Source organism: Halobacillus alkaliphilus (assembly GCF_900113125.1).
GTDB classification, from domain to species: domain Bacteria; phylum Bacillota; class Bacilli; order Bacillales; family Halobacillaceae; genus Halobacillus; species Halobacillus alkaliphilus.
This window is the reverse complement of record NZ_FOOG01000009.1, coordinates 1-18724: the sequence shown is the minus strand read 5'-3', so window position 1 is coordinate 18724 and position 18724 is coordinate 1. Positions and strand designations below refer to the sequence as shown.

The 18724-nt window shown below is 43.8% G+C and carries 20 protein-coding genes; 13 read left to right on the top strand and 7 right to left on the bottom strand.

Going from position 1 to position 18724, the window contains the following annotated elements:
• The first annotated feature begins 2 nt into the window (after positions 1-2).
• From BMZ06_RS07240 to BMZ06_RS07230, 3 genes are read left to right on the top strand one after another with little or no spacing between them, the layout of a single operon-like run.
• Positions 3-1187 carry a thiolase family protein gene (locus BMZ06_RS07240; protein ID WP_089751477.1) on the top strand — a complete coding sequence of 395 codons (1185 nt, stop codon included), beginning with the start codon at positions 3-5 and terminating at the stop codon, positions 1185-1187.
• A gap of 15 nt (positions 1188-1202) precedes the next feature.
• Positions 1203-1583: a PaaI family thioesterase gene (locus BMZ06_RS07235; RefSeq protein ID WP_089751388.1), complete on the top strand. Its 381-nt coding sequence runs from the start codon at positions 1203-1205 to the stop codon at positions 1581-1583.
• Between the two features lie 12 nt (positions 1584-1595).
• On the top strand, positions 1596-2000 hold the full coding sequence (locus BMZ06_RS07230) for a PaaI family thioesterase (RefSeq protein ID WP_089751387.1): 405 nt from the start codon (positions 1596-1598) through the stop codon (positions 1998-2000).
• 21 nt (positions 2001-2021) lie between these two features.
• Here BMZ06_RS07230 and BMZ06_RS07225 read toward each other — a convergent pair whose 3' ends face one another.
• The 7 genes from BMZ06_RS07225 to BMZ06_RS07195 form a co-directional block, all read right to left on the bottom strand.
• Positions 2022-2378: a DUF488 domain-containing protein gene (locus tag BMZ06_RS07225; protein ID WP_089751386.1), complete on the bottom strand. Its 357-nt coding sequence runs from the start codon at positions 2376-2378 to the stop codon at positions 2022-2024.
• A gap of 39 nt (positions 2379-2417) precedes the next feature.
• On the bottom strand, positions 2418-2777 hold the full coding sequence (locus BMZ06_RS07220) for a SpoIIAA family protein (protein WP_089751385.1): 360 nt from the start codon (positions 2775-2777) through the stop codon (positions 2418-2420).
• 396 nt (positions 2778-3173) lie between these two features.
• Complete coding sequence (locus BMZ06_RS07215) at positions 3174-4703, bottom strand: AbgT family transporter (RefSeq protein ID WP_089751384.1); 1530 nt, start codon at positions 4701-4703, stop codon at positions 3174-3176.
• A gap of 103 nt (positions 4704-4806) precedes the next feature.
• Positions 4807-6111, bottom strand: a complete 1305-nt coding sequence (locus tag BMZ06_RS07210) for a hypothetical protein (RefSeq protein WP_089751383.1) — start codon at positions 6109-6111, stop codon at positions 4807-4809.
• Complete coding sequence (locus tag BMZ06_RS07205) at positions 6108-7361, bottom strand: M20 family metallo-hydrolase (protein WP_089751382.1); 1254 nt, start codon at positions 7359-7361, stop codon at positions 6108-6110. Before BMZ06_RS07205 ends, BMZ06_RS07210 begins: the two co-directional genes overlap by 4 nt.
• On the bottom strand, positions 7354-8655 hold the full coding sequence (locus tag BMZ06_RS07200; protein WP_089751381.1) for an amidohydrolase: 1302 nt from the start codon (positions 8653-8655) through the stop codon (positions 7354-7356). Before BMZ06_RS07200 ends, BMZ06_RS07205 begins: the two co-directional genes overlap by 8 nt.
• Positions 8645-9862 carry a M20 metallopeptidase family protein gene (locus tag BMZ06_RS07195; RefSeq protein WP_089751380.1) on the bottom strand — a complete coding sequence of 406 codons (1218 nt, stop codon included), beginning with the start codon at positions 9860-9862 and terminating at the stop codon, positions 8645-8647. Before BMZ06_RS07195 ends, BMZ06_RS07200 begins: the two co-directional genes overlap by 11 nt.
• A gap of 327 nt (positions 9863-10189) precedes the next feature.
• Between BMZ06_RS07195 and BMZ06_RS07190 the strand changes: the two genes are divergently transcribed.
• The 10 genes from BMZ06_RS07190 to BMZ06_RS07150 form a co-directional block, all read left to right on the top strand.
• Positions 10190-12268 (top strand): BglG family transcription antiterminator, encoded by a 2079-nt coding sequence (locus tag BMZ06_RS07190; protein WP_089751379.1) that lies wholly within the window; start codon positions 10190-10192, stop codon positions 12266-12268.
• Between the two features lie 17 nt (positions 12269-12285).
• On the top strand, positions 12286-12774 hold the full coding sequence (locus tag BMZ06_RS07185) for a PTS sugar transporter subunit IIA (protein ID WP_089751378.1): 489 nt from the start codon (positions 12286-12288) through the stop codon (positions 12772-12774).
• Positions 12774-13058 carry a PTS sugar transporter subunit IIB gene (locus tag BMZ06_RS07180; protein WP_089751377.1) on the top strand — a complete coding sequence of 95 codons (285 nt, stop codon included), beginning with the start codon at positions 12774-12776 and terminating at the stop codon, positions 13056-13058. Before BMZ06_RS07185 ends, BMZ06_RS07180 begins: the two co-directional genes overlap by 1 nt.
• Positions 13059-13089: 31 nt before the next feature.
• A complete protein-coding gene (locus BMZ06_RS07175) occupies positions 13090-13374 on the top strand; it encodes a PTS sugar transporter subunit IIB (RefSeq protein ID WP_089751376.1) in 285 nt (94 codons plus the stop codon).
• 67 nt (positions 13375-13441) lie between these two features.
• The gene (locus tag BMZ06_RS07170) at positions 13442-14701 is read left to right on the top strand and encodes a galactitol-specific PTS transporter subunit IIC (protein WP_089751375.1); all 1260 of its coding nucleotides are present in this window, start codon (positions 13442-13444) and stop codon (positions 14699-14701) included.
• A 22-nt stretch (positions 14702-14723) separates the two neighbouring features.
• The gene (locus BMZ06_RS07165; protein ID WP_089751374.1) at positions 14724-15758 is read left to right on the top strand and encodes a zinc-binding dehydrogenase; all 1035 of its coding nucleotides are present in this window, start codon (positions 14724-14726) and stop codon (positions 15756-15758) included.
• A gap of 279 nt (positions 15759-16037) precedes the next feature.
• Positions 16038-16196 carry a hypothetical protein gene (locus BMZ06_RS20615; RefSeq protein WP_175477820.1) on the top strand — a complete coding sequence of 53 codons (159 nt, stop codon included), beginning with the start codon at positions 16038-16040 and terminating at the stop codon, positions 16194-16196.
• A gap of 14 nt (positions 16197-16210) precedes the next feature.
• Positions 16211-17263 carry a galactitol-1-phosphate 5-dehydrogenase gene (locus BMZ06_RS07160; RefSeq protein ID WP_089751373.1) on the top strand — a complete coding sequence of 351 codons (1053 nt, stop codon included), beginning with the start codon at positions 16211-16213 and terminating at the stop codon, positions 17261-17263.
• A 117-nt stretch (positions 17264-17380) separates the two neighbouring features.
• Positions 17381-18367 (top strand): potassium channel family protein, encoded by a 987-nt coding sequence (locus BMZ06_RS07155; RefSeq protein ID WP_089751372.1) that lies wholly within the window; start codon positions 17381-17383, stop codon positions 18365-18367.
• A 190-nt stretch (positions 18368-18557) separates the two neighbouring features.
• Positions 18558-18724 (top strand): cold-shock protein (locus BMZ06_RS07150; RefSeq protein WP_089751371.1); only part of this gene is annotated, 167 nt, incomplete at its 3' end.

Here is an 18724-nt window from a genome sequence, read left to right as displayed (position 1 = left end):
TGATGAAGGAAGCGGTTGTCATTGTCAGTGCTGTCCGAACGCCAATAGGCCGATATGGTGGCTCCTTTAAAAAGCTGTCCTCGGCTGATTTAGCTTCCATCGCTATAAAAGAAGCAATTTCAAGAGCAGGTCTTTCCCCGGAGCAAGTGGATGAAGCGATTATGGGAGAAGTCCGGCAGACCACTCAGTCATCTAATGTTGCTCGAGTCGCAGCATTACGGGCTGGCATTCCTGAAAGTTCTCCCGCTTTTACGATTAACCGTCTATGTGCGTCAGGCCTGCAGGCCGTTGCTTCAGGCGTTCAGCAAATTGCTTTTGAACAAGCAGAGGTCATTGTGGCTGGGGGCACTGAAAGTATGAGTCAATCTCCTATCTATCTAAGAAACTCGAGATTTGGAGGGGGTCAGCCTGTTTTAATCGATTCGAATAAGGAAGCTGGTCAGCAGCCGAAGGAAATCTATGGAGATGATCTTGGAATGGGGATAACGGCTGAAAACGTTGCCGAACACTATTCTATTTCAAGGGAAGATCAGGATGCTTTTGCTCTTGAAAGCCAAAGACGGGCATTAAGGGCAATGGAGGCAGCAGTGTTCAAAGATGAAATCGTACCGATCGAAGTAAGGGAGCGTAAAGAATCTTTCATTGTAGATCGTGACGAGCACCCCAGGCCCCAAACGACGTTAGATAAGCTCGCGAGCTTGCGTCCCGCTTTCAAGGAAAGCGGGACGGTAACGGCGGGGAATGCGTGCGGTCGGAATGATGGTGCAGCTGCCCTTATGCTCATGAAGGAGTCTAAAGCAAAGTCATTTGGGCTGACGCCTATGGTCCGGATTACAGATTGGGCTGTGTCAGGAGTTTCCCCTGAAGTGATGGGGATTGGACCAATTCCTGCTGTGAAGAAACTACTTGAAAAGACGTCTACCACTATCAAGGATGTGGGACTTGTAGAACTGAATGAAGCCTTTGCTTCTCAATCCCTTGCGGTTATTCGGGAGCTGGGTCTGGAGCATGACCGAGTAAATATTCATGGTGGAGCGATTGCTCTTGGGCATCCTGTTGGAGCAAGTGGGGCAAGAATTTTGACCACACTTTTACATGCGTTAAAAAGAAGTGATTCACAAAGAGGAATTGCTACCTTATGCGCTGGCGGCGGCCAGGGAATGGCCCTGATGGTTGAAAAAATATAGGGAGGGGATTTGAGAGTGAGAGGTCAATCTTCTTTTTTTGAACACATAGGCTGTACTAAACATAGGGGAAGAGAAGGGGAAATCCTTCTCACTCTTCAAGTTCAGCCAGAAATTCTAACGGTCGAAGGAACTATTCCTCCTGGTATATTCTCAAGCATGCTTGATATTGTTATTGGTTCAACCATAGCAGAATTAGTCCAGCAGCCAACCACCACAGTAAATTTGAATATCAATTATTTTGACTTCACGAATTGTGGACCATTTACTGCAGTCGGAACGATTATCTGGAGGAATGAAAAACTGATTGCAGGAGAAGGGAGTGTACTGGATCGTGATGGAAACCTGACAGCCAAAGCGGCCGGGACTTTTAAAGTAATGGGCCGGTCTATTGAATAGGGAGTGAAAGGCATGAAAAAGACGATTGAAGAAGTACGTGACAGTTTTGAAGCCAGTCCGTTTTTTTCCCATATTGGCTTTGAGATCATCCATTTCGAAGAGGGGAATGTTCTACTGAATCTCCCCATCCAAGAAAAGTTATTTAATGTGAACGGCACTCTTCACGGAGGTGTTCATGCTACCATGCTTGACTTGATTATTGGAATGGCCATTCGCTCCACGACTAAAACAAGGTGTACAACTATGAATTTAAATATTAACTATTTGGCACCTTCAGCAGGTGGCAGTGTAACGGCAAAGGGGAGGATTTTGCAGCAAGGGTATAGGATTGTGACTGCAGAAGGAGAGTTATATGATGGGGAAGGGACGATGCTGGCGAAAGGAATAGGTACCTATAAATTAATAAGGGATGAATAACGCTCAGTCTGCGACTGAGCGTTATTCATTCTCTATGATTTCCTTTAGCACGACCGCATGATTATTTTGTAAATCTTTAGCTCCAAAAAGAAGGATAAGACGTTTATCCTTTGCAATTTCTTTCAATTCTTTAATTTTGGATTGTGCTTCAGAGTTATTCTCAATTTCTTTCCGATAAGCTTCCTTAAAAGCATCAAATTTAGCAGGATCATGGTTAAACCATTTTCTAAGTTCCGGGCTTGGCGCAATATTCTTAAGCCATTCATCAACATCTGCATCTTCTTTAGAAATTCCTCTTGGCCAGATACGATCAGTCAGTACCCTGTGACCGCCTAAAGCCTTGTTTTCATCGTAAATTCTCCTTAATAAAATAGACAAAATATAACCTCCCCATGTCGAATCTGCAGGTTTACTTTCTCAATTTTCTTCTAACCAGTTCCACGCTTCTTCCAACTGGTTCGGTTTATAATCTTCGGCCTTTAATCCTGGTAAATAATCTGCGGCCTGTGTGGTTAGCTCTATAAAGGCTCTCTCAGTAACAATCGCGAATTTTGAAAACTGTCTCCAACGTTTTAAATTAACCTTTGTACCTTCCCAGAAGCCTTCAAGCGTAGACCCATTTAGTTCATGGACAAAGGCTAATACGTTAAAACTTTGATCATCATCAAAAAAGCCTTGTATGTAATCATCAAGCATTCTCGCATCATGACCGGTTAACTTCTCCCTGATGTCTATGACGATGGTAGATGGATCTCGACTTGAAAGAATCGTAAACATAAGCCACCTGCTTTCTATAGATTAATGCACGTGTTTACCTGTTCCCAATGAGCCATTGGATAAACATGGTGCTATCGATAAAATGAATTTTTTGATGGGTCTATTTAATCTCCAAGTTGATTCTTAAAGATAAGCTCCCGTTGTTTAAGACGCAGTTAGCGAAAGGTCCTTCGGGGGACGATTTCGCTTTCCGACCCTGCGTCATGTAGGGCCGCAGGAAAGCGAGTTGTTTCCGTAGCCAGCCCCTCTCTATATGGGCAACGGATCCAAGATATCTCGAAATCGAGTCTTCCACTATCCAGCCCTTTTGCTGAATAATTGGTAAGGCGGCAGAGTTAAGTTAAACAACAAAAAAGAAAGCCTGCCTTTTAAAAGGCAGGCTTTCAATCGATCCTATTATTGATTAATATACATATCCACACCAGGACCGAACGGAATGCCAAGCAGTGCAAAGGCAATCAATAGTACGACCCAGATCAAGAAGAAGATAATGCTGTAAGGCAGCATGAGGGAAATCAATGTCCCTAATCCAGCTTTCTTATTGTACTCACGCATAAAGGCAAGAACAACAATAATATAGGGGTTCATCGGTGTAATAATGTTTGTTGAGGAGTCGGCAATACGATAAGCTGCTTGAATGAATGCCGGGTGATAGTCCAATAGATAGAACATTTGTAGAAAGATCGGTGCTTCAAGCGCCCATTGGGCCGATCCACTGAAGATTAATAGGTTCATAAGTGCAGTGAGCATGGAGAATCCGACAACTACCGGTAAGCCTGTCATATTCATCGCTTCCAGCGCATTCGCACCGCTTACAGCTACCCATGTACCGATGTTAGTCCAGTCAAAGTAAGCAATAAACTGTGCAGCTGCGAAAATCAAGACGATAAATCCGGACATGTCTTTCATCGCTTCACTCATAAATCCAGAAATGTCACGAGTAGATTCGATCTTTTTAACCGTCACTCCATAGGTGATACCAATGGTAATAAAGAAGAATAGAATAATAGGAACAATTCCATCTAAGAATGTAGACGGGATGATGCCGCCCTCTTCATTCCTTAAAGCGGAACCAGGCCATGCAAGAGCAATAATAAGGATAACAATAAAGACTAAGCCTGATATAACTGCGTTTTTGAATCCTTTTTTCTCAAGAGTCGTGCTTGCTTCCAATTCATTTTCAGAACCTTTACCTTCATATTTTCCTAAGCGGGGTTCAATAATTTTTTCAGTTACCAGGGCCCCTGTGATAGAAAGAATAACAACAGATACAATCATGAAGTACCAGTTATCTACAGGAGTTACCACGATGTCAGATCCAATACTTTCCATAACCTCTGTTGAAATTCCGGAAAGCAGGGCGTCTGTACCAGCGATAATGATGTTAGCTGTAAAACCGGAACCTACGCCTGCGAAACCGGCAGCTAAACCAGCCAGCGGGTGACGTCCGATTGTGTAGAAAACCATAGCAGCAAGTGGCGGAACAATAACGAAAGCGGCATCGGAAGCCAGGTTTCCTAATATTCCGACAAATATAACCGCATAAGTGATCAAAGACTTAGGTGCTTTTAGTATCGTACTTTTAATAGCTGTTTCTAGTAAACCAACTTTATCCGCAAGACCAATTCCTAACATCATTGCCAATACCAGACCAAGTGGGGCGAATCCGGTAAAATTATCAAGCATGGAGGTTAGAATGTATTCTAGTCCCTCTCCTGATACCAGACTCTGAATGGCAACTTCTTCTCCGGTACCAGGTTCTTCTACCGTTACACCAAATAGTGAAACCACCCAGGAGAATAGAATTGTAAACCCGGCCAGATACACAAATAACATAAACGGCTCCGGAAGCTTGTTTCCTGCTCGTTCAATAAAGTTTAAAAACCTAGCCATACCTTTACTCGATTGTTCATTGTTGTTACTCATGTGCTTCACCCTTCCAATTAATTTGGGAAATTTTCCTTAATACTTCCGTTTTTAGCCAAAAACTGTGTAAACGTCATGAGTCTGAGGGGTAGGAGGCCCCCCCTTAAAAAGGGAGGAATTGAAAAACCTTCCTTGGCCGGCCGCGCTCACCGGATTGTGTTTCACCGGCTTGCTCTACAATACCGACACGTTCCATTTCGGATAAGATCCGTCTTCCGTTCCGTTCTGTACTTTTCAGCCATCTGGAGAGATCCTGCGATGAAAATTGTTCTCGCCCGTAATGTTTCACATAGGAGAGAATCTTGGAGACAACACCTGGGCTGAGGTTTGCATCTTTCAGTTTCTCTTTCCAGGCTTGTCCTACATCGGTAGTCTGATAATCAATCTGTTCTTTCTGCTGTTTCAGCGAAATCGATTGGTCGTCATCGACCACCAGGATCACCGGTTCTTCGTACTCTTTAACATGACGGAATCCAATTCTTACGTGCTGTTCTGCCTGAAGGACCGTTTCCCCAAACCCAATTGATACTTTAGCTCGAAGGTTTGTCTGAAGACGGATATCCTGAATCAGGGTAAATAAATCGGCTTCTGATTCATGGCTTAGTTCTCCACGTGTTGTGAAAATGAAGAATAACCCATCACCCATCTGCATAACGGATCCATTGGTTTTCTCGGCAATGGAGTAAAGCTCGCGTCGAACCTCAAGTTCCTGATACTTCGTTTTGAAGGAATAATATTGTTCTTCTAAATGATCAGGGTCCATATTAATTCGAAAGCCTATGACGGCTACCTGTGAATTACGGTAGAGGTTCGTCTGAGCACGTTCTTCAAGAAATTGGATGATCAGCTTGATGGATAAATAAGATGGAGTCACACGAAAAACCGGGATCCCTTTATCTTTTAGTTTCTGGTAAACATATTTAATAGAGGTAATAACGACTTCCGTTTTCCCTTCTTCAAATAATTGAGTGTGATAGTTGACGAGATCATCAGAGCTTTGGCCGCTTTTAAAAGGATGATTATAATAAGATAAATCCTCAAGGTTATAGTAAGAGAGAATCTTTTCAAACTCTTCACTTTCAATCGTATCGATACCGACTCTCCTGTACACATGGTTAGAGGCCAGTTGAGCCTCAAGGAGAATTCCGAAGAAGCTCGCTCCGTGAAGAGGGGGATAAGCTCCTTCATTTTCGGTAATCAATTCATTTTCGATGGCGTACGTATAATTCAATACACCGGAGAAAAACCATTGATCGACTTCATATCGGTGGTGAGTTAAAATATCGCTTACTTCCGGTAGCTGTTCGTAGGAATAAGGTACAAAAGTGATCGTCTCAAATTCCTTGGCTACATACATAATCTGTTGCAAGGAGTCATGGGGAGCAATGACTCCAATCGTTGTTTTCATGGCTTTTCACCTGTTTCAACTTTGAGATATTCCGCCATTACTCTGGCGCCTATGGCCAAATCTGCTTTGGGTGCGTATTCTTTCGGGTGATGGCTGATTCCTTCTTCGCATGGAATGAAGAGAAGACCGGATGGCCATTTTTCAGCCATATTCATGACATCGTGGCCGGCGCCGCTATCCATTTCCAGAGAGTTTAAGTGAAGCTGGTCTGCTACTTGCGCGAGCTTACCTTGAAGATTTGGGTCTAAAAATACCGAGTCATTGTTCACAAGTGTGTTTAAGTGAACCTGTATCTTTCGTTTATCTTCAATTTTCCTGCAAAAAGATTCAATTCGATCGGCCAGCTCTTTTTTCAAAGTGTCGTCCACGCTGCGAATATCAATTCCAAGCTCTACTTGACCTGGAATGACGTTCATCACATTCGGATGAAGCTGAACGGTGCTCACGGTCGCTACCAGAGGCACGTCTTGCTCTTCATTCATTTGGTTGGCTTGTTCTTCTACAAAAGTGATAAGCGGCGCGATGGCTGCAAAAGCATCGGATCGACGGTGCATCGGTGTCGTCCCTGTGTGGTTAGCCATTCCTTCAGCTGTGATCTGCAGACGAATCGGACAGGCCACCCCGCGAACGATTCCGATATCCGCTCCGTTATTTTCAATCTGAGTGCCTTGTTCAATATGAAGCTCTAAAAAGCTTTCTAATTCTTTCTCGCCTTTTTCTGCCTGATCGATTGTATCCCAGGATAATCCGAAAGACTCAACTGCTTCCTTAATGGTGACACCCTCTACGTCCTCAACATCAGCCAAATCATCTTTATCGAGCAATCCGCTGACAGCTTTACTGCCAATCGTGGATACGCCGAATCTGGCTGATTCCTCCGATGCAAAACAAATAACGCTTATATTTTTGTGGGGAGTATAATCTTCATCTTTCAGAAGTTTAATTGCGGCAAGGGCCGTCAATACCCCGGCAACGCCGTCATAACCTCCGCCGGAACTCACGGTATCTACATGAGACCCGAGAGCGACAACTGGAGCTTCAGTATCTGTTTTCCAGTCTGCCCAGACGTTGCCGGCCTGATCGGAGTGAACGTCCAGTCCAAGGTTTTCAGCAATTCGGCTGAAGGCCTGGTGGGCTTGCTTTTCTTCTTCCGTGTAGCTCAGCCGTGTAAATCCATTTTCATAGTCCATCTCGTCTGTGAGATTTAATTCAAGTAGATGTCGATTCAGCCATTCTTCTAAGTTAGTCAATCAAATGCCCCCCTTTTATGATGTGGATGTACATATCCAGCGCTGTGGTTAAGACCTCTTCTTCAAAATCGAAGGAAGGGGAATGGTGATTATCTGGTAAACGAGTGCCGAAGAGCATATAAGTTGCCTGTCCGCCTTGGGATTGGACTTCATTCATCATAAAACTTGCATCCTCTGATCCTGACACTCGAGCTACAGGGATAACTTCATGAATGTACTCACTAGACTCGCAGACTTTTGAGATGTAGGAAGCAAGGGAATCATCGCAAATCATCTGCTCCGTTTCACCTACGAAATCAATTTCGACATCCACCTGGTGCATGTCCGCTGCAGCCTGAATCATACGTCTGGCTTCCTTTTGCATATAAGCATTGATGGCTTTCGTTTCCCCGCGCGTTTCAATTTCCAGAAAGCCGCGGTCCGATATAATATTACGTCCGTTGCCGGCAATTAGTTTTCCTGCGTTCACCCGGCTGATGCCTTCACTGTGCCGGGGGATGGAATGCAACTGGGTCGCTGCCGTGGCTGCTGCGAGCAGGGCATTACGCCCTTCTTCGGGTTTCATGCCGGCATGGGAGGACTGGCCGTTAAAATAGGCGTCTAATTTCGCTGAGGCCAGAAATCCTTTTGTGGTGGCTGCCACCGTACCAACAGGCAGATCCTGAATGCCGATATGTCCGGAATAAAAGAAGTCCACGTCTTTGAGCCAGCCTTTGTCTGTCATCGCTCTAGCACCTCGTCCGCCCTCTTCGGCCGGCTGGAACAGGAGGGTGAACTTCCCGTTTAAGTCGGAACTATTCTCCGCGATGAAATGAGCAAGTCCAAGACCGATGGTGGTGTGCCCGTCATGGCCGCAAGCATGCATAACACCTGAATGCTTGGATACAAAAGAGTGTTTAAAAGGGAAGTGATGTTCATCTTCAGCTTCTGTAATCGGCAAAGCATCAATGTCAAAGCGGAAGGCAAGATGGTCGCCGTTTTTTTCTGTATCCCATACCGCGACGAGTCCGGTATGACCGCCTTTCATATTTGCAAGAAAGCGGTCATCTACCGACGCGGATGCTACCATTTCCTTTTCCTGAAGCGTTTCTTTATCAGGAACACCGTATCTGGAATCACTTTGTAGAGCATCTTTTCCTACGTATAGAGTAAAGCCTAATTTTTCTAATTCCTGCCCGATCGTATAGGTGGTGCAATATTCCATAAATCCAAGTTCAGGATACTTATGAAAGTGACGGCGCCATTCGATTAATTTAGGCTGTATAGACTGAATGAATGAGTCGTTATGAGGCACTTCGATCACCTTCTTTACCTTCAGCCAGGCTTTGCAGTGTATCCAGCGCCACCTGGACTAAATAACGACTTCCGATGGGCAAGGCCTTTTCATTCAATTGAAAACCAGAATCGTGCAGTGGTTTCTGATTGTCGGCATCTTCAATTTGAGTGCCGAGCCAGATAAAGGCACCCGGATAGTGAAGCAGGAATCTAGAGAAATCTTCTCCGGCTAAAGCTGGATCTAGAGCAGGTGCTGCATCTTCACCTAAAAGTCGCTGGGCTGATTTGCGGGCTGTCTGAGCCCATTCTGGTGTATTGATGGTCGCGGGATAGCCGTCATAATAAGTTACTTCTGCCTCTCCCTCGAATGCTTCGGCCGTCTGCTGAATGACTCTATGGAAACGTTGTTTTACTTTTTCCTTCACTTCCGGTTTAAAAGTACGTACGGTACCTTCGAAAACTACCTGTTCGGGAATAACATTGTACCCATAGCCGCCTTCAATCCGACCAACTGTTACAACTGCTGAATCAAGAGGGTTTACGTTCCGACTGATAATCGTCTGAAGACTTGAGATAATTTGATTTGTAATAATTAGGGCATCATTGCCGTCATGAGGCATGCTCGCGTGTCCGCCTTTTCCTTTAACCGTCACTTTAAATCGGTCGGAAGCTCCCATCATTTCTTTATCCCGAATACCTACTTGACCAACAGGGAGGCTTGGCCATACATGCTGTCCGTAAATGACGTCCGGGGTGTATTGGTCAAAAACTCCATCTTCAAGCATAGGCTGGGAACCGCCGTAAGGAGACGTCTCTTCCGCAGGCTGGAAGACGAGTAAAACCGTGCCATGAAGGTCGTCTTTTTTCTGTTGAAGAGCGTAACCGGCGCCGAGCAGCATAGCAGTATGGGCATCATGTCCGCATGCGTGCATCTTTCCGTCGTTTTCAGATGCGAATTCATGCTGGTTGGCTTCCTGTATCGGAAGGGCATCCATATCGGCTCTGAGCGCTACTGTCCCTCCTGGATGTCTTCCCTGAATAATTCCAAGAACACCGGTATTAGCAAAGCCGGTTTGGAATTCAATACCATATTCCGTAAGTTTCTTTTTTACTAAAGCAGATGTCTGATATTCTTGGTTGCTTAGCTCTGGATGCTGATGCAGCGTCCGGCGAATATTCAGAATATCGCTTTCAATGGATGTGATTAGTTCATGTATATTCTTCAAAATGTTCCTCCTCATATTTAAGGACATTTTCCTTTAATATTCCGTTAATAAGTAGTATAACAAAATAAAATTAGATTGCACCCTTTTTCGACAAAAAATTTAGAAAATTTAAACGAGGCGTATGTAAAATGGTGATTTAAAGGCAGAAATTCTGCATTTAACCACTAGTCTCTTCAGAGTTGGAGAGGGGCAGGTAACCGTTTTTCCTCCACATCTATAAATTGTAGATCACTATGATGTACATCAACTGTTCGACCATTTGTGATGAAAGCGGATACACCTGGATATCTGCCGTTGCTATAATTGTTTTTGAAGGAGGGCTTAGGGTTGTCTCTTGATGAAAGAAGTAAGAATATTCTGGATGAGTTAATTAGTAATCCAAGTATCACCAGCACCACCCTTGAGAATAAATATTCTATTAGCCGCAGGCAGCTTGGTTACAGTTTTAATAAAATAAACGATTGGTTGACATCGATGAATCTTCCTGTAATTGAGCGGACGAGAAAAGGCTGTTTTATCATTGACCAGTCGGTGTTTACCAATTTGCATAAGGAAGAAGATCAGGCATTTGTGGAAATGGCGGTCCTCACCGAAAATGAAAGAGTTTATCTGATTTTGATGATGCTTGTCAGCAGTAAGGAAGAGCTGTCACTTAATCATTTCACGGCTGAACTGGAAGTGAGTAAAAATACGGTCTTGAATGATTTAAAGCAAGCCCAGAGCTATTTAAATGAGTATGATTTGACCATTCGCTATTCCAGGAAGGCCGGCTATGTTTTAGAAGGCAAGGAATTTCAGATTCGGAAATTACTCATCAATGTAACATACCAGCTCCTTCATATGAATGTAACAGAGCATAAGCTTATGGAAGTATCAAGTATTAAGACAGACGAGAGGGAAGAGTTCAGCCAACGGATTTTTAATCTTGAGAATAAGCTTAATATCAAGATTACCGATGAAAAGATGGCGACGATGCCGTATATTCTCATTCTGATTTTGAGGAGGATTCAGCAGGGCCATGAACTCCAGCTTTTTTCTATTAAATATGAAGAGTTGTCCCATACCAAGGAGTACCAGGCTACGGAAGCTATCTTTCAGGATCAGACCGAGATTCCTGTCCAGGAGCGCTTATTCTTTACCTTGCACTTACTGACTACAAATGTGTATTGGTCAGAGTATTTAACCGAAGACCATACGACACAGCAATTGATTCCGGTGATCAATAATATGCTGCGTTTATTTGAGAAAAGCGCCTGTGTTTATCTGCAGGACCGTGAACAACTTGTAAGTAAGCTTCTTCAGCACATTAAGCCAGCTTTTTATCGGATCAAATACCAGCTGACAGAGACGATTGATATTCAGGGAGCTATGAACAAAGAACTAAAAGAACTCCAGCATTTGGTGAAGCGGTCCATCAGCCCGCTGAAAGATTTCATAGGCAAAGCTATACCAGAAAGTGAGATTAGCTTCATTACGATGCTGGTTGGCGGGTGGATGAGACGCCAAGGCGAAAGCCTTGAAAAGAAAACAAAAGCCATTGTGGTCTGTCCACAGGGAGTATCGGTTTCAAGACTTATGTTCAGTGAGTTAAGCGAATTATTCCCCGGATTTGTTTTCCTCGACTCTTTATCCGTCCGGGAGTTTTTAAATTATGAATTGGAGTATGACCTTGTGTTTTCTCCGACCTATTTAGAAACAGACAAGAAATTATTTATCTCCAAACCTTTCTTAAGTGAAGAGGAGAAGTACCGCTTACGCAAGCAGGTGATGCTCGAAATACATGGGTATATTCCCAACCACCTGAATGCTCAGCATCTCATTGATATCGTTAAAAATCATGCTGAGATCAAAAATGAGAAAGCTTTAACGGAGGCATTGCAGAGTTACATTGAGCGGGATGAAGAGAGTTCTGTAAGTAAGCCCGTCAAAAGCAAGGATATCAATCTAGATCAATTAATCCCCCATGGCAATATTAAGCTGCGGGACTCAGTTTCCTCATGGGAAGAAGCGGTTCGATTGAGTTCCAGACCGCTTCTTGAACAAGGCAAAATCGAACGCGAATATGTGGAATCTATGATTCAGCGTTCAAATGAAGACCCTTACATTGTGATTGGGTCTGGAATAGCCATTCCACATGCCGCTCCGGATGAAGGGGTTAATGAAGTGAGTATGAGTATGCTGCGGCTGAAGAGAGGCGTGAATTTTACAGCAGATTACCATATTAATTTGGTGATCGTCATAGCCGCGGTGGATAAACAGCAGCACATTCATGCGTTGATGCAATTGATGAAGCTTGCCGGCTCTGAAAAAGATAAACAGCGGATGATCAACGCTGCAACAGTTGAAGAAATCTATGAAATTTTAAAACTCTATTCCAATGAAAAAGAATTGGAGAATACCCAGTAGATCGTGAGGTTTAGTACATGAGTGATATTTATTTCAATGAATCTATTATCCTCCTGGATGTAGAAGCAGAAACCAGAGAGGAAGTTCTTACCACTATAGGAGATAACCTAGTAAATAAACACTTAGTTCAACCAAGTTTTGTACCAGCCATTATCGAAAGAGAAAAGGAATTTCCCACCGGGCTGCCTACGGCTGGAGTCTCAGTAGCCATTCCTCACACAGATGTGGAGCATGTCATCCAAAAAAACATTAGTGTAGCCATTCTAAAAAATGAAGTGGATTTTGGCGTCATGGGAGATGATAGCGAGCAAGTGCCAGTGAAGATCATATTCATGCTGGCGATGGACGAAGCACATTCTCAGTTGTCTCTTCTGCAAAAACTAATGCAGATCTTCCAGGATGAAAATGAACTGAGAAACTTAGTCAACCAGACGGATAAGAAAGCAATTAAGAGAATTTTAGAAGAAAAGTTAAACTTTCAAGAACTTGAAGGAGGAAATAAATAATGAAGAAAAAACAAGTGCTAGTCGCATGTGGAGCAGGAATCGCGACTTCAACGGTAGTCAACGGGGCAATCGAGGACATGATTAAAGAACACAATTTAAACGCGGATTTAGTACAGATTAAGATTTCTGAAGTGGGCAGCTATGAAGACACAGCTGATCTTCTTGTAACCACAGCCATGACGAAAAAAGAGTTCCCTTTTCCAGTTGTTAATGCACGCTCATTTTTAACAGGGATCGGTACAGAACACACTAAACAGGAAATTCTGGAAGAACTCAAAAAATAAATCAATTCTGAAGAATAGGAGTTGCTCTACCATGAAAAAGAAACAAGTACTGGTCGCATGCGGAGCAGGAATCGCGACTTCAACCGTAGTTAACGGGGCGATTGAAGACATGATCAAAGAGAATGATATTAAAGCCGATTTAGTTCAGATTAAAATCTCTGAAGTAGGCAGTTACGAAGATACGGCCGATATGCTGGTTACCACAGCTATGACGAAAAAAGAATACCCATTTCCCGTTATTAATGCTCGTTCCTTCTTAACAGGGATTGGTACCGATGCCACGAAACAGGAAATCCTAGAGGAGTTGAAAAAGTAAGTATAGCCGGTTTCCCTAGTAAGGGAAACCACGGCTGTAGTTAAAACGGTAGGGGAGGACAAATAGTATGCAAGGTTTTGTAGATGTGATTCAAGGATTTTTAGATTTAGGTGCAACCGTTATTTTACCAGTTGCTATCTTTTTATTAGGGTTGTTATTCGGTCAGAAACCAGGCAAGGCTTTCCGTTCAGGTCTGACCATTGGTGTAGCTTTCGTTGGGATATTTTTAGTCGTTGACTTGCTGGTAAATAACTTAGGTCCTGCCGCTCAAGGCATGGTCGATCGTCTGGGTGTTGAATTAAATGTCATTGATGTAGGCTGGCCAGCTTCTTCCTCAATTGCATGGGCCTCTGTAGTTGCCGCATTTATTATTCCTCTCGGTCTAGTTGTCAACATTATTATGCTTGTTACTAAAACTACCAAGACAATGAACGTTGATATTTGGAACTTCTGGCATTATACGTTTATGGCTGCCATGATTTATGCGATTTCAGGCAGTATCGTTCAAGGGTTAATTGGAGCCGTTATTTTCCAAATCATTTGTCTTAAAGTAGCTGACTGGACGGCTCCCATGGTTAGTGAGTTTTATGAACTTCCAGGAGTTTCGATCGCTACAGGCAGTACCATTTCTTATGCTCCAGGGATATTCCTCGTCCAGGGGCTGCAAAAAATTCCCGGAGTAAGAAATTGGAATGCAGATCCAGATACGATCCAGAAACGATTTGGTGTGTTCGGAGAATCGATCTTCATCGGTTTGTTCCTGGGGGCTGCTATCGGTGTGCTGGCCGGTTATGGAGTTGGAGAAGTGATCGATATCGGGATGTCAATGGCAGCAGTTATGGTACTGATGCCACGCATGGTGAAGATTCTTATGGAAGGGCTTATGCCAGTTTCTGAGTCCGCTCGTGAATGGTTATCCAAGCGATTTGGCGACAGAGAGATTCATATTGGCCTGGATGCTGCCGTGCTGTTAGGTCACCCCTCCGTTATTTCTACAGCACTCATCCTGGTTCCTATAACTGTAGTACTGGCTGTTATTCTGCCTGGTAATGCCCTGCTTCCATTTGGAGACTTGGCCACCATTCCATTTGTCGTTGCTTTCATTGTAGGAGCGGCACGTGGAAATATCGTCCATTCCGTTATTGTAGGAACCATTATGATCGCGATGTCTCTCTATTTCGCAACAGATGTCGCTCCCATATTCACGACAATGGCTGAGAATGCAGACTTTAACATGCCAGAAGGATCAGCTCAAATCTCAAGTATTGACCAGGGTGGTAATTTAATTAACTGGATAATTTACAGAATATTCAACTTATTTAATTAAAGAAGTTATAGGAGGAGCCTAAATGAAAGCTTTAGTAAAACAAGAACTTGGATTCGGACATCTCGAACTCCAGGACAAAGACATCCCTGAAGTTGGAGAGAATGAAGTTAAGATTGAAGTGAAATATGCAGGGGTCTGCGGCTCAGACATCCATACTTATGAAGGGCATTATAAGGTAGCTGCTCCCGTTACCCTTGGCCATGAATTTTCAGGGGTAGTGGTGGAAGTCGGGGAGGGAGTGACCGAATTTCAACCAGGCAACCGGGTGACTTCTGAAACTACCTTCTATATATGTGGAGAATGCGAATATTGTCAAAACGGAGACTATAATCTCTGTAACTACCGAAAAGGACTGGGCACTCAGCAGGATGGTGGTTTTGCTAAATATCTTGTAGCAAGGAAAGGAAGTGTGCATCATCTTCCTGAACACGTAGATTATAAATCTGCGGCGATGACCGAGCCTTTAGCATGCACGTATCATGCTGTAGAAAAAACGGAAATACATGAGGGCGATGTGGTTGTAGTGATTGGTCCAGGTCCGATAGGTCTTTTTGCAGCTCAAGTAGCGAAAAGCCGCGGAGCGACTGTGATTATTACCGGACTGAGCAATGACCAAACCCGGTTGTATAAAGCCCGGGAGCTAGGAATAGATTATGCCGTCGACACACAAAAAGAAGACATTAAGGAACTGGTGAAAGGTCTGAGTGAAGGGTATGGAGCCGATATCGTGTTTGAGTGTTCAGGAGCACCTCCCGCCACGAAGCAGGGACTCGATCTGCTCCGCAAAAAAGGACAATATGGCCAAGTCGGAATTTTTGCAAAGCCGGAAGTGGAGTTTGATTTGGAGAAAGTCATCCAGAAAGAGATCAGGGTAATCGGAAGTCGAAGCCAGAGACCTGCTGATTGGGGACCTTCTCTTGAACTTATGAACAATGGAAGTGTAGATGCCAAAGCAATGATCACCCATGAGTTTACAATTGCTCAGTGGGATGAAGCCTATGATGCTATTAAAAAAGGGGAAGCTATTAAAGTTTTACTTACCCCTCTTGATGAATAGGTCATCCTGGTATAGAGCTGGCTTTAACCGTTTTCCGGGTTCATTTTCCATTCTGACTGCAGGGTCCTAGAGACTCTCTAAGTAATAAAGGATTTTTGTGGAACTCGAAAACAAAATAGGTTGATCCGCAGCAGGGAGGATCGGAAACTAGCCGACTTTCTTGGCCGCTATCCCTTCTTGTGGGGTCTTGCCTTCTCCCATGGGGGAGGCAAGACCCCACAAGAAGGAAGTAACCTATTACATGATTGCCATCAAAACTTATAAAGGGGTTGAGAAGTTATGGTAGAAGTGTTGTTAGAATTTATGCTCGGTCCCATCCGAGGGATCGGTGATTTCTACTTCGAACATCAAATGTTATTTAATCCAATCGTTATCCTGGCCGCTCTTGGGAAAATATGGCTTATCCGTAAAAACAACCAACCGACAGAGACCAGTTAGAAAGGAGGGGCAATATGAAGTCCTTAAACTTATATAAGGAAAGGGACATTCGTTTTGAAGAAGCGGCTGACCCAGTAATCGAACATTTCGATCAGGTTATTATTAAGGTGAAAGCTGTAGGGATCTGCGGATCAGACATTTCCCGATATCAGAAGTTAGGACCCTACGAAGAGGGGATGACGTTTGGGCATGAATTCGCTGGTGAAGTTACAGAAGTGGGTTCGAAAGTTTCCTGCGTCAAGGTTGGTGACCGTGTGGCTGGCTGTCCCACGTTTCACTGCGGGGAATGCGTCCCTTGCCAAAAAGGAGAGCTGTCCCGCTGTGAACGACTTACGGTTATTGGAGCGAGACAGCCTGGAGCGTATGCTGAATATGTCAAATTACCGGCCGATAATGTATTACTCTTGCCAGACAACGTTGATTATACCACAGCTGCCCTGGTTGAACCTTCCTCTGTAGTAGCTCATGGGTTCTACAGAACAAGCATTCAACCAGGATCTGAGGTGGCGATTGTGGGGTGTGGAAGCATTGGCTTGCTTGCTGTCCAATGGGCGCGAATTTTTGGAGCGAAGCGAGTGTTTGCCATCGATATCGATTCTTCTAAGCTTGAAGTAGCTAGAGAAGTCGGGGCAGACGTAACCATTAATGCGCTTGAGAACCCGGCGCATGAACAATTGAGCGAATGGACAAACGGTCATGGCGTAGATCTGGCCGTGGAAGCAGCCGGGTCACCTATTACCTCTGCTCAAGTATTAGCCTTGCCGGGAAAAGGCGGCGAAGTTGTTTATATGGGGATTCCCTATGCCGATATCCAGATAGAGCGGTATTATTTTGAAAGAATCGTACGAAATGAATTGAGAATTTTAGGGTCGTGGAATGCGATCTCTCCACCGTTTCCAGGGGAGGAATGGCATTCATCCCTCCACTATATGAGTCGAGGGGACATCAATGTTCATCCGATGATTTCTCATCAACTCGGGCTTGAAGAAGGCCCGGGGGCATTTGAGAACCTTATTCAGCAGCGAGGAGACTATGTTAAAGTGATTTTCAATCCTGAAAATGAATGAAACTGCAGAAAGCCTGGATCCTTGAAATAAATTTACGGATTCAGGCTTTCTGTGCCTATTCCGTTACGTTTCCTAATGGTAAGATGTAAGAACAAAAGGGTTATTGGAGTGGAGCGGGTGGACCAACGCAAAGTTTTCGTTTCCTTATTCCTGTTGCAGATGCTTGTTCTTTTCGGAATTATTGGATATATGCTTACGGAACAGCTTTCGTTTTTTGACGCTTTATGGCTGGCGATTGTGTCCGTGTTAACCATCGGGTATGGGGATATTTCTCCAGAAACAACGGCGGGCAAGCTTTTAACTCTTATTCTTATTCCACTTGCCATAGGGTTAACAACATATATACTGGCTCAAGCGGCTGGAGCTATTATCAGCGGTGAATTTTCCCGTGAAATGAGGAAGAGGAAGATGAATCAAAAGATTAAAGACTTAAAGAATCACATCATTATCTGTGGATTTGGCAGAGTAGGGCAGCAGGTCCTTCATCAATTACATAAAGAGAATCACTCGCTTGTAGTCATTGAATCAGATGAAGACGTGATTGCACGTCTGCCGGAGGGAACGTTATTTATAAGAGGAAACGCTACTGAGGATGAAATCCTGCTGCAGGCAGGTCTGGAGAGGGCGAGAGGGGTTGTGGTGACGCTCCCTGATGATGCGGATAATATATTTATCACCGTTACGGTAAAAGGGATTAAGCCTGACATCTACACGGTAGTAAGAGCTGAACGGAACTTTTCAGAAGAGAAACTGTACCGGGCGGGTGCGGATAAAGTGATTAACACCTCAAATATAGGTGGAAAGAGAATGGCGACTGCCATTACAAAACCGATCAGCGTCGAATACGTGGAGACCGTGCTTCACGATCAGAGCAATGACTACAATATTGAAGAAATTCTAATCCAATCCACTTCTTTACTTATCGGTCAAACTTTAAAGGAAGCCAGGATTAGAGAAGAATATGGAGTGAACATTGTAGCTATTAAACGTGGGCCTGAGATTATTAACAACCCTAGTGCTGCTAATACGATAATGGAAGACGACCTTGTTATCGTGTTTGGAACTTCGGAACAATTGAAGCGGTTTGAAGGGGCATCCATGTGACCTTTTACAAAAAAAGTTTGGGGCAAGGTTGACGGGGGTGTATTACAGGTGCTATAATAGAAATTAATTATTCTTGTTCGTTTATGAATGAAAGAAAAAGTAACCTAGTAAGTCACTTTCGTCTAGAGTGAATATGCAGAGCAATAATAGTAATACAATGTGGAGAAATTCCACGCAGGAGGCAACAATTATGTTACAAGGTAATGTTAAATGGTTCAACGCAGAAAAAGGTTTCGGTTTTATTGAAGTAGAAGGTCAAGACGATGTATTCGTTCATTTCTCTGCTATTCAAGGCGAAGGTTTCAAAACACTAGAAGAAAACGAAACAGTTTCTTTCGAAATCGTTGAAGGAAACCG

Coding starts and splice junctions, on each gene's coding strand:
- BMZ06_RS07240 (WP_089751477.1), top strand. CDS start 3: ATGAAGGAAGCGGTTGTCATTGTCAGTGCTGTCCGAACGCCAATAGGC.
- BMZ06_RS07230 (WP_089751387.1), top strand. CDS start 1,596: ATGAAAAAGACGATTGAAGAAGTACGTGACAGTTTTGAAGCCAGTCCG.
- BMZ06_RS07220 (WP_089751385.1), bottom strand. CDS start 2,777: ATGTTTACGATTCTTTCAAGTCGAGATCCATCTACCATCGTCATAGAC.
- BMZ06_RS07215 (WP_089751384.1), bottom strand. CDS start 4,703: ATGAGTAACAACAATGAACAATCGAGTAAAGGTATGGCTAGGTTTTTA.
- BMZ06_RS07210 (WP_089751383.1), bottom strand. CDS start 6,111: ATGAAAACAACGATTGGAGTCATTGCTCCCCATGACTCCTTGCAACAG.
- BMZ06_RS07185 (WP_089751378.1), top strand. CDS start 12,286: ATGAGTGATATTTATTTCAATGAATCTATTATCCTCCTGGATGTAGAA.
- BMZ06_RS07180 (WP_089751377.1), top strand. CDS start 12,774: ATGAAGAAAAAACAAGTGCTAGTCGCATGTGGAGCAGGAATCGCGACT.
- BMZ06_RS07175 (WP_089751376.1), top strand. CDS start 13,090: ATGAAAAAGAAACAAGTACTGGTCGCATGCGGAGCAGGAATCGCGACT.
- BMZ06_RS07170 (WP_089751375.1), top strand. CDS start 13,442: ATGCAAGGTTTTGTAGATGTGATTCAAGGATTTTTAGATTTAGGTGCA.
- BMZ06_RS07165 (WP_089751374.1), top strand. CDS start 14,724: ATGAAAGCTTTAGTAAAACAAGAACTTGGATTCGGACATCTCGAACTC.
- BMZ06_RS20615 (WP_175477820.1), top strand. CDS start 16,038: ATGGTAGAAGTGTTGTTAGAATTTATGCTCGGTCCCATCCGAGGGATC.
- BMZ06_RS07160 (WP_089751373.1), top strand. CDS start 16,211: ATGAAGTCCTTAAACTTATATAAGGAAAGGGACATTCGTTTTGAAGAA.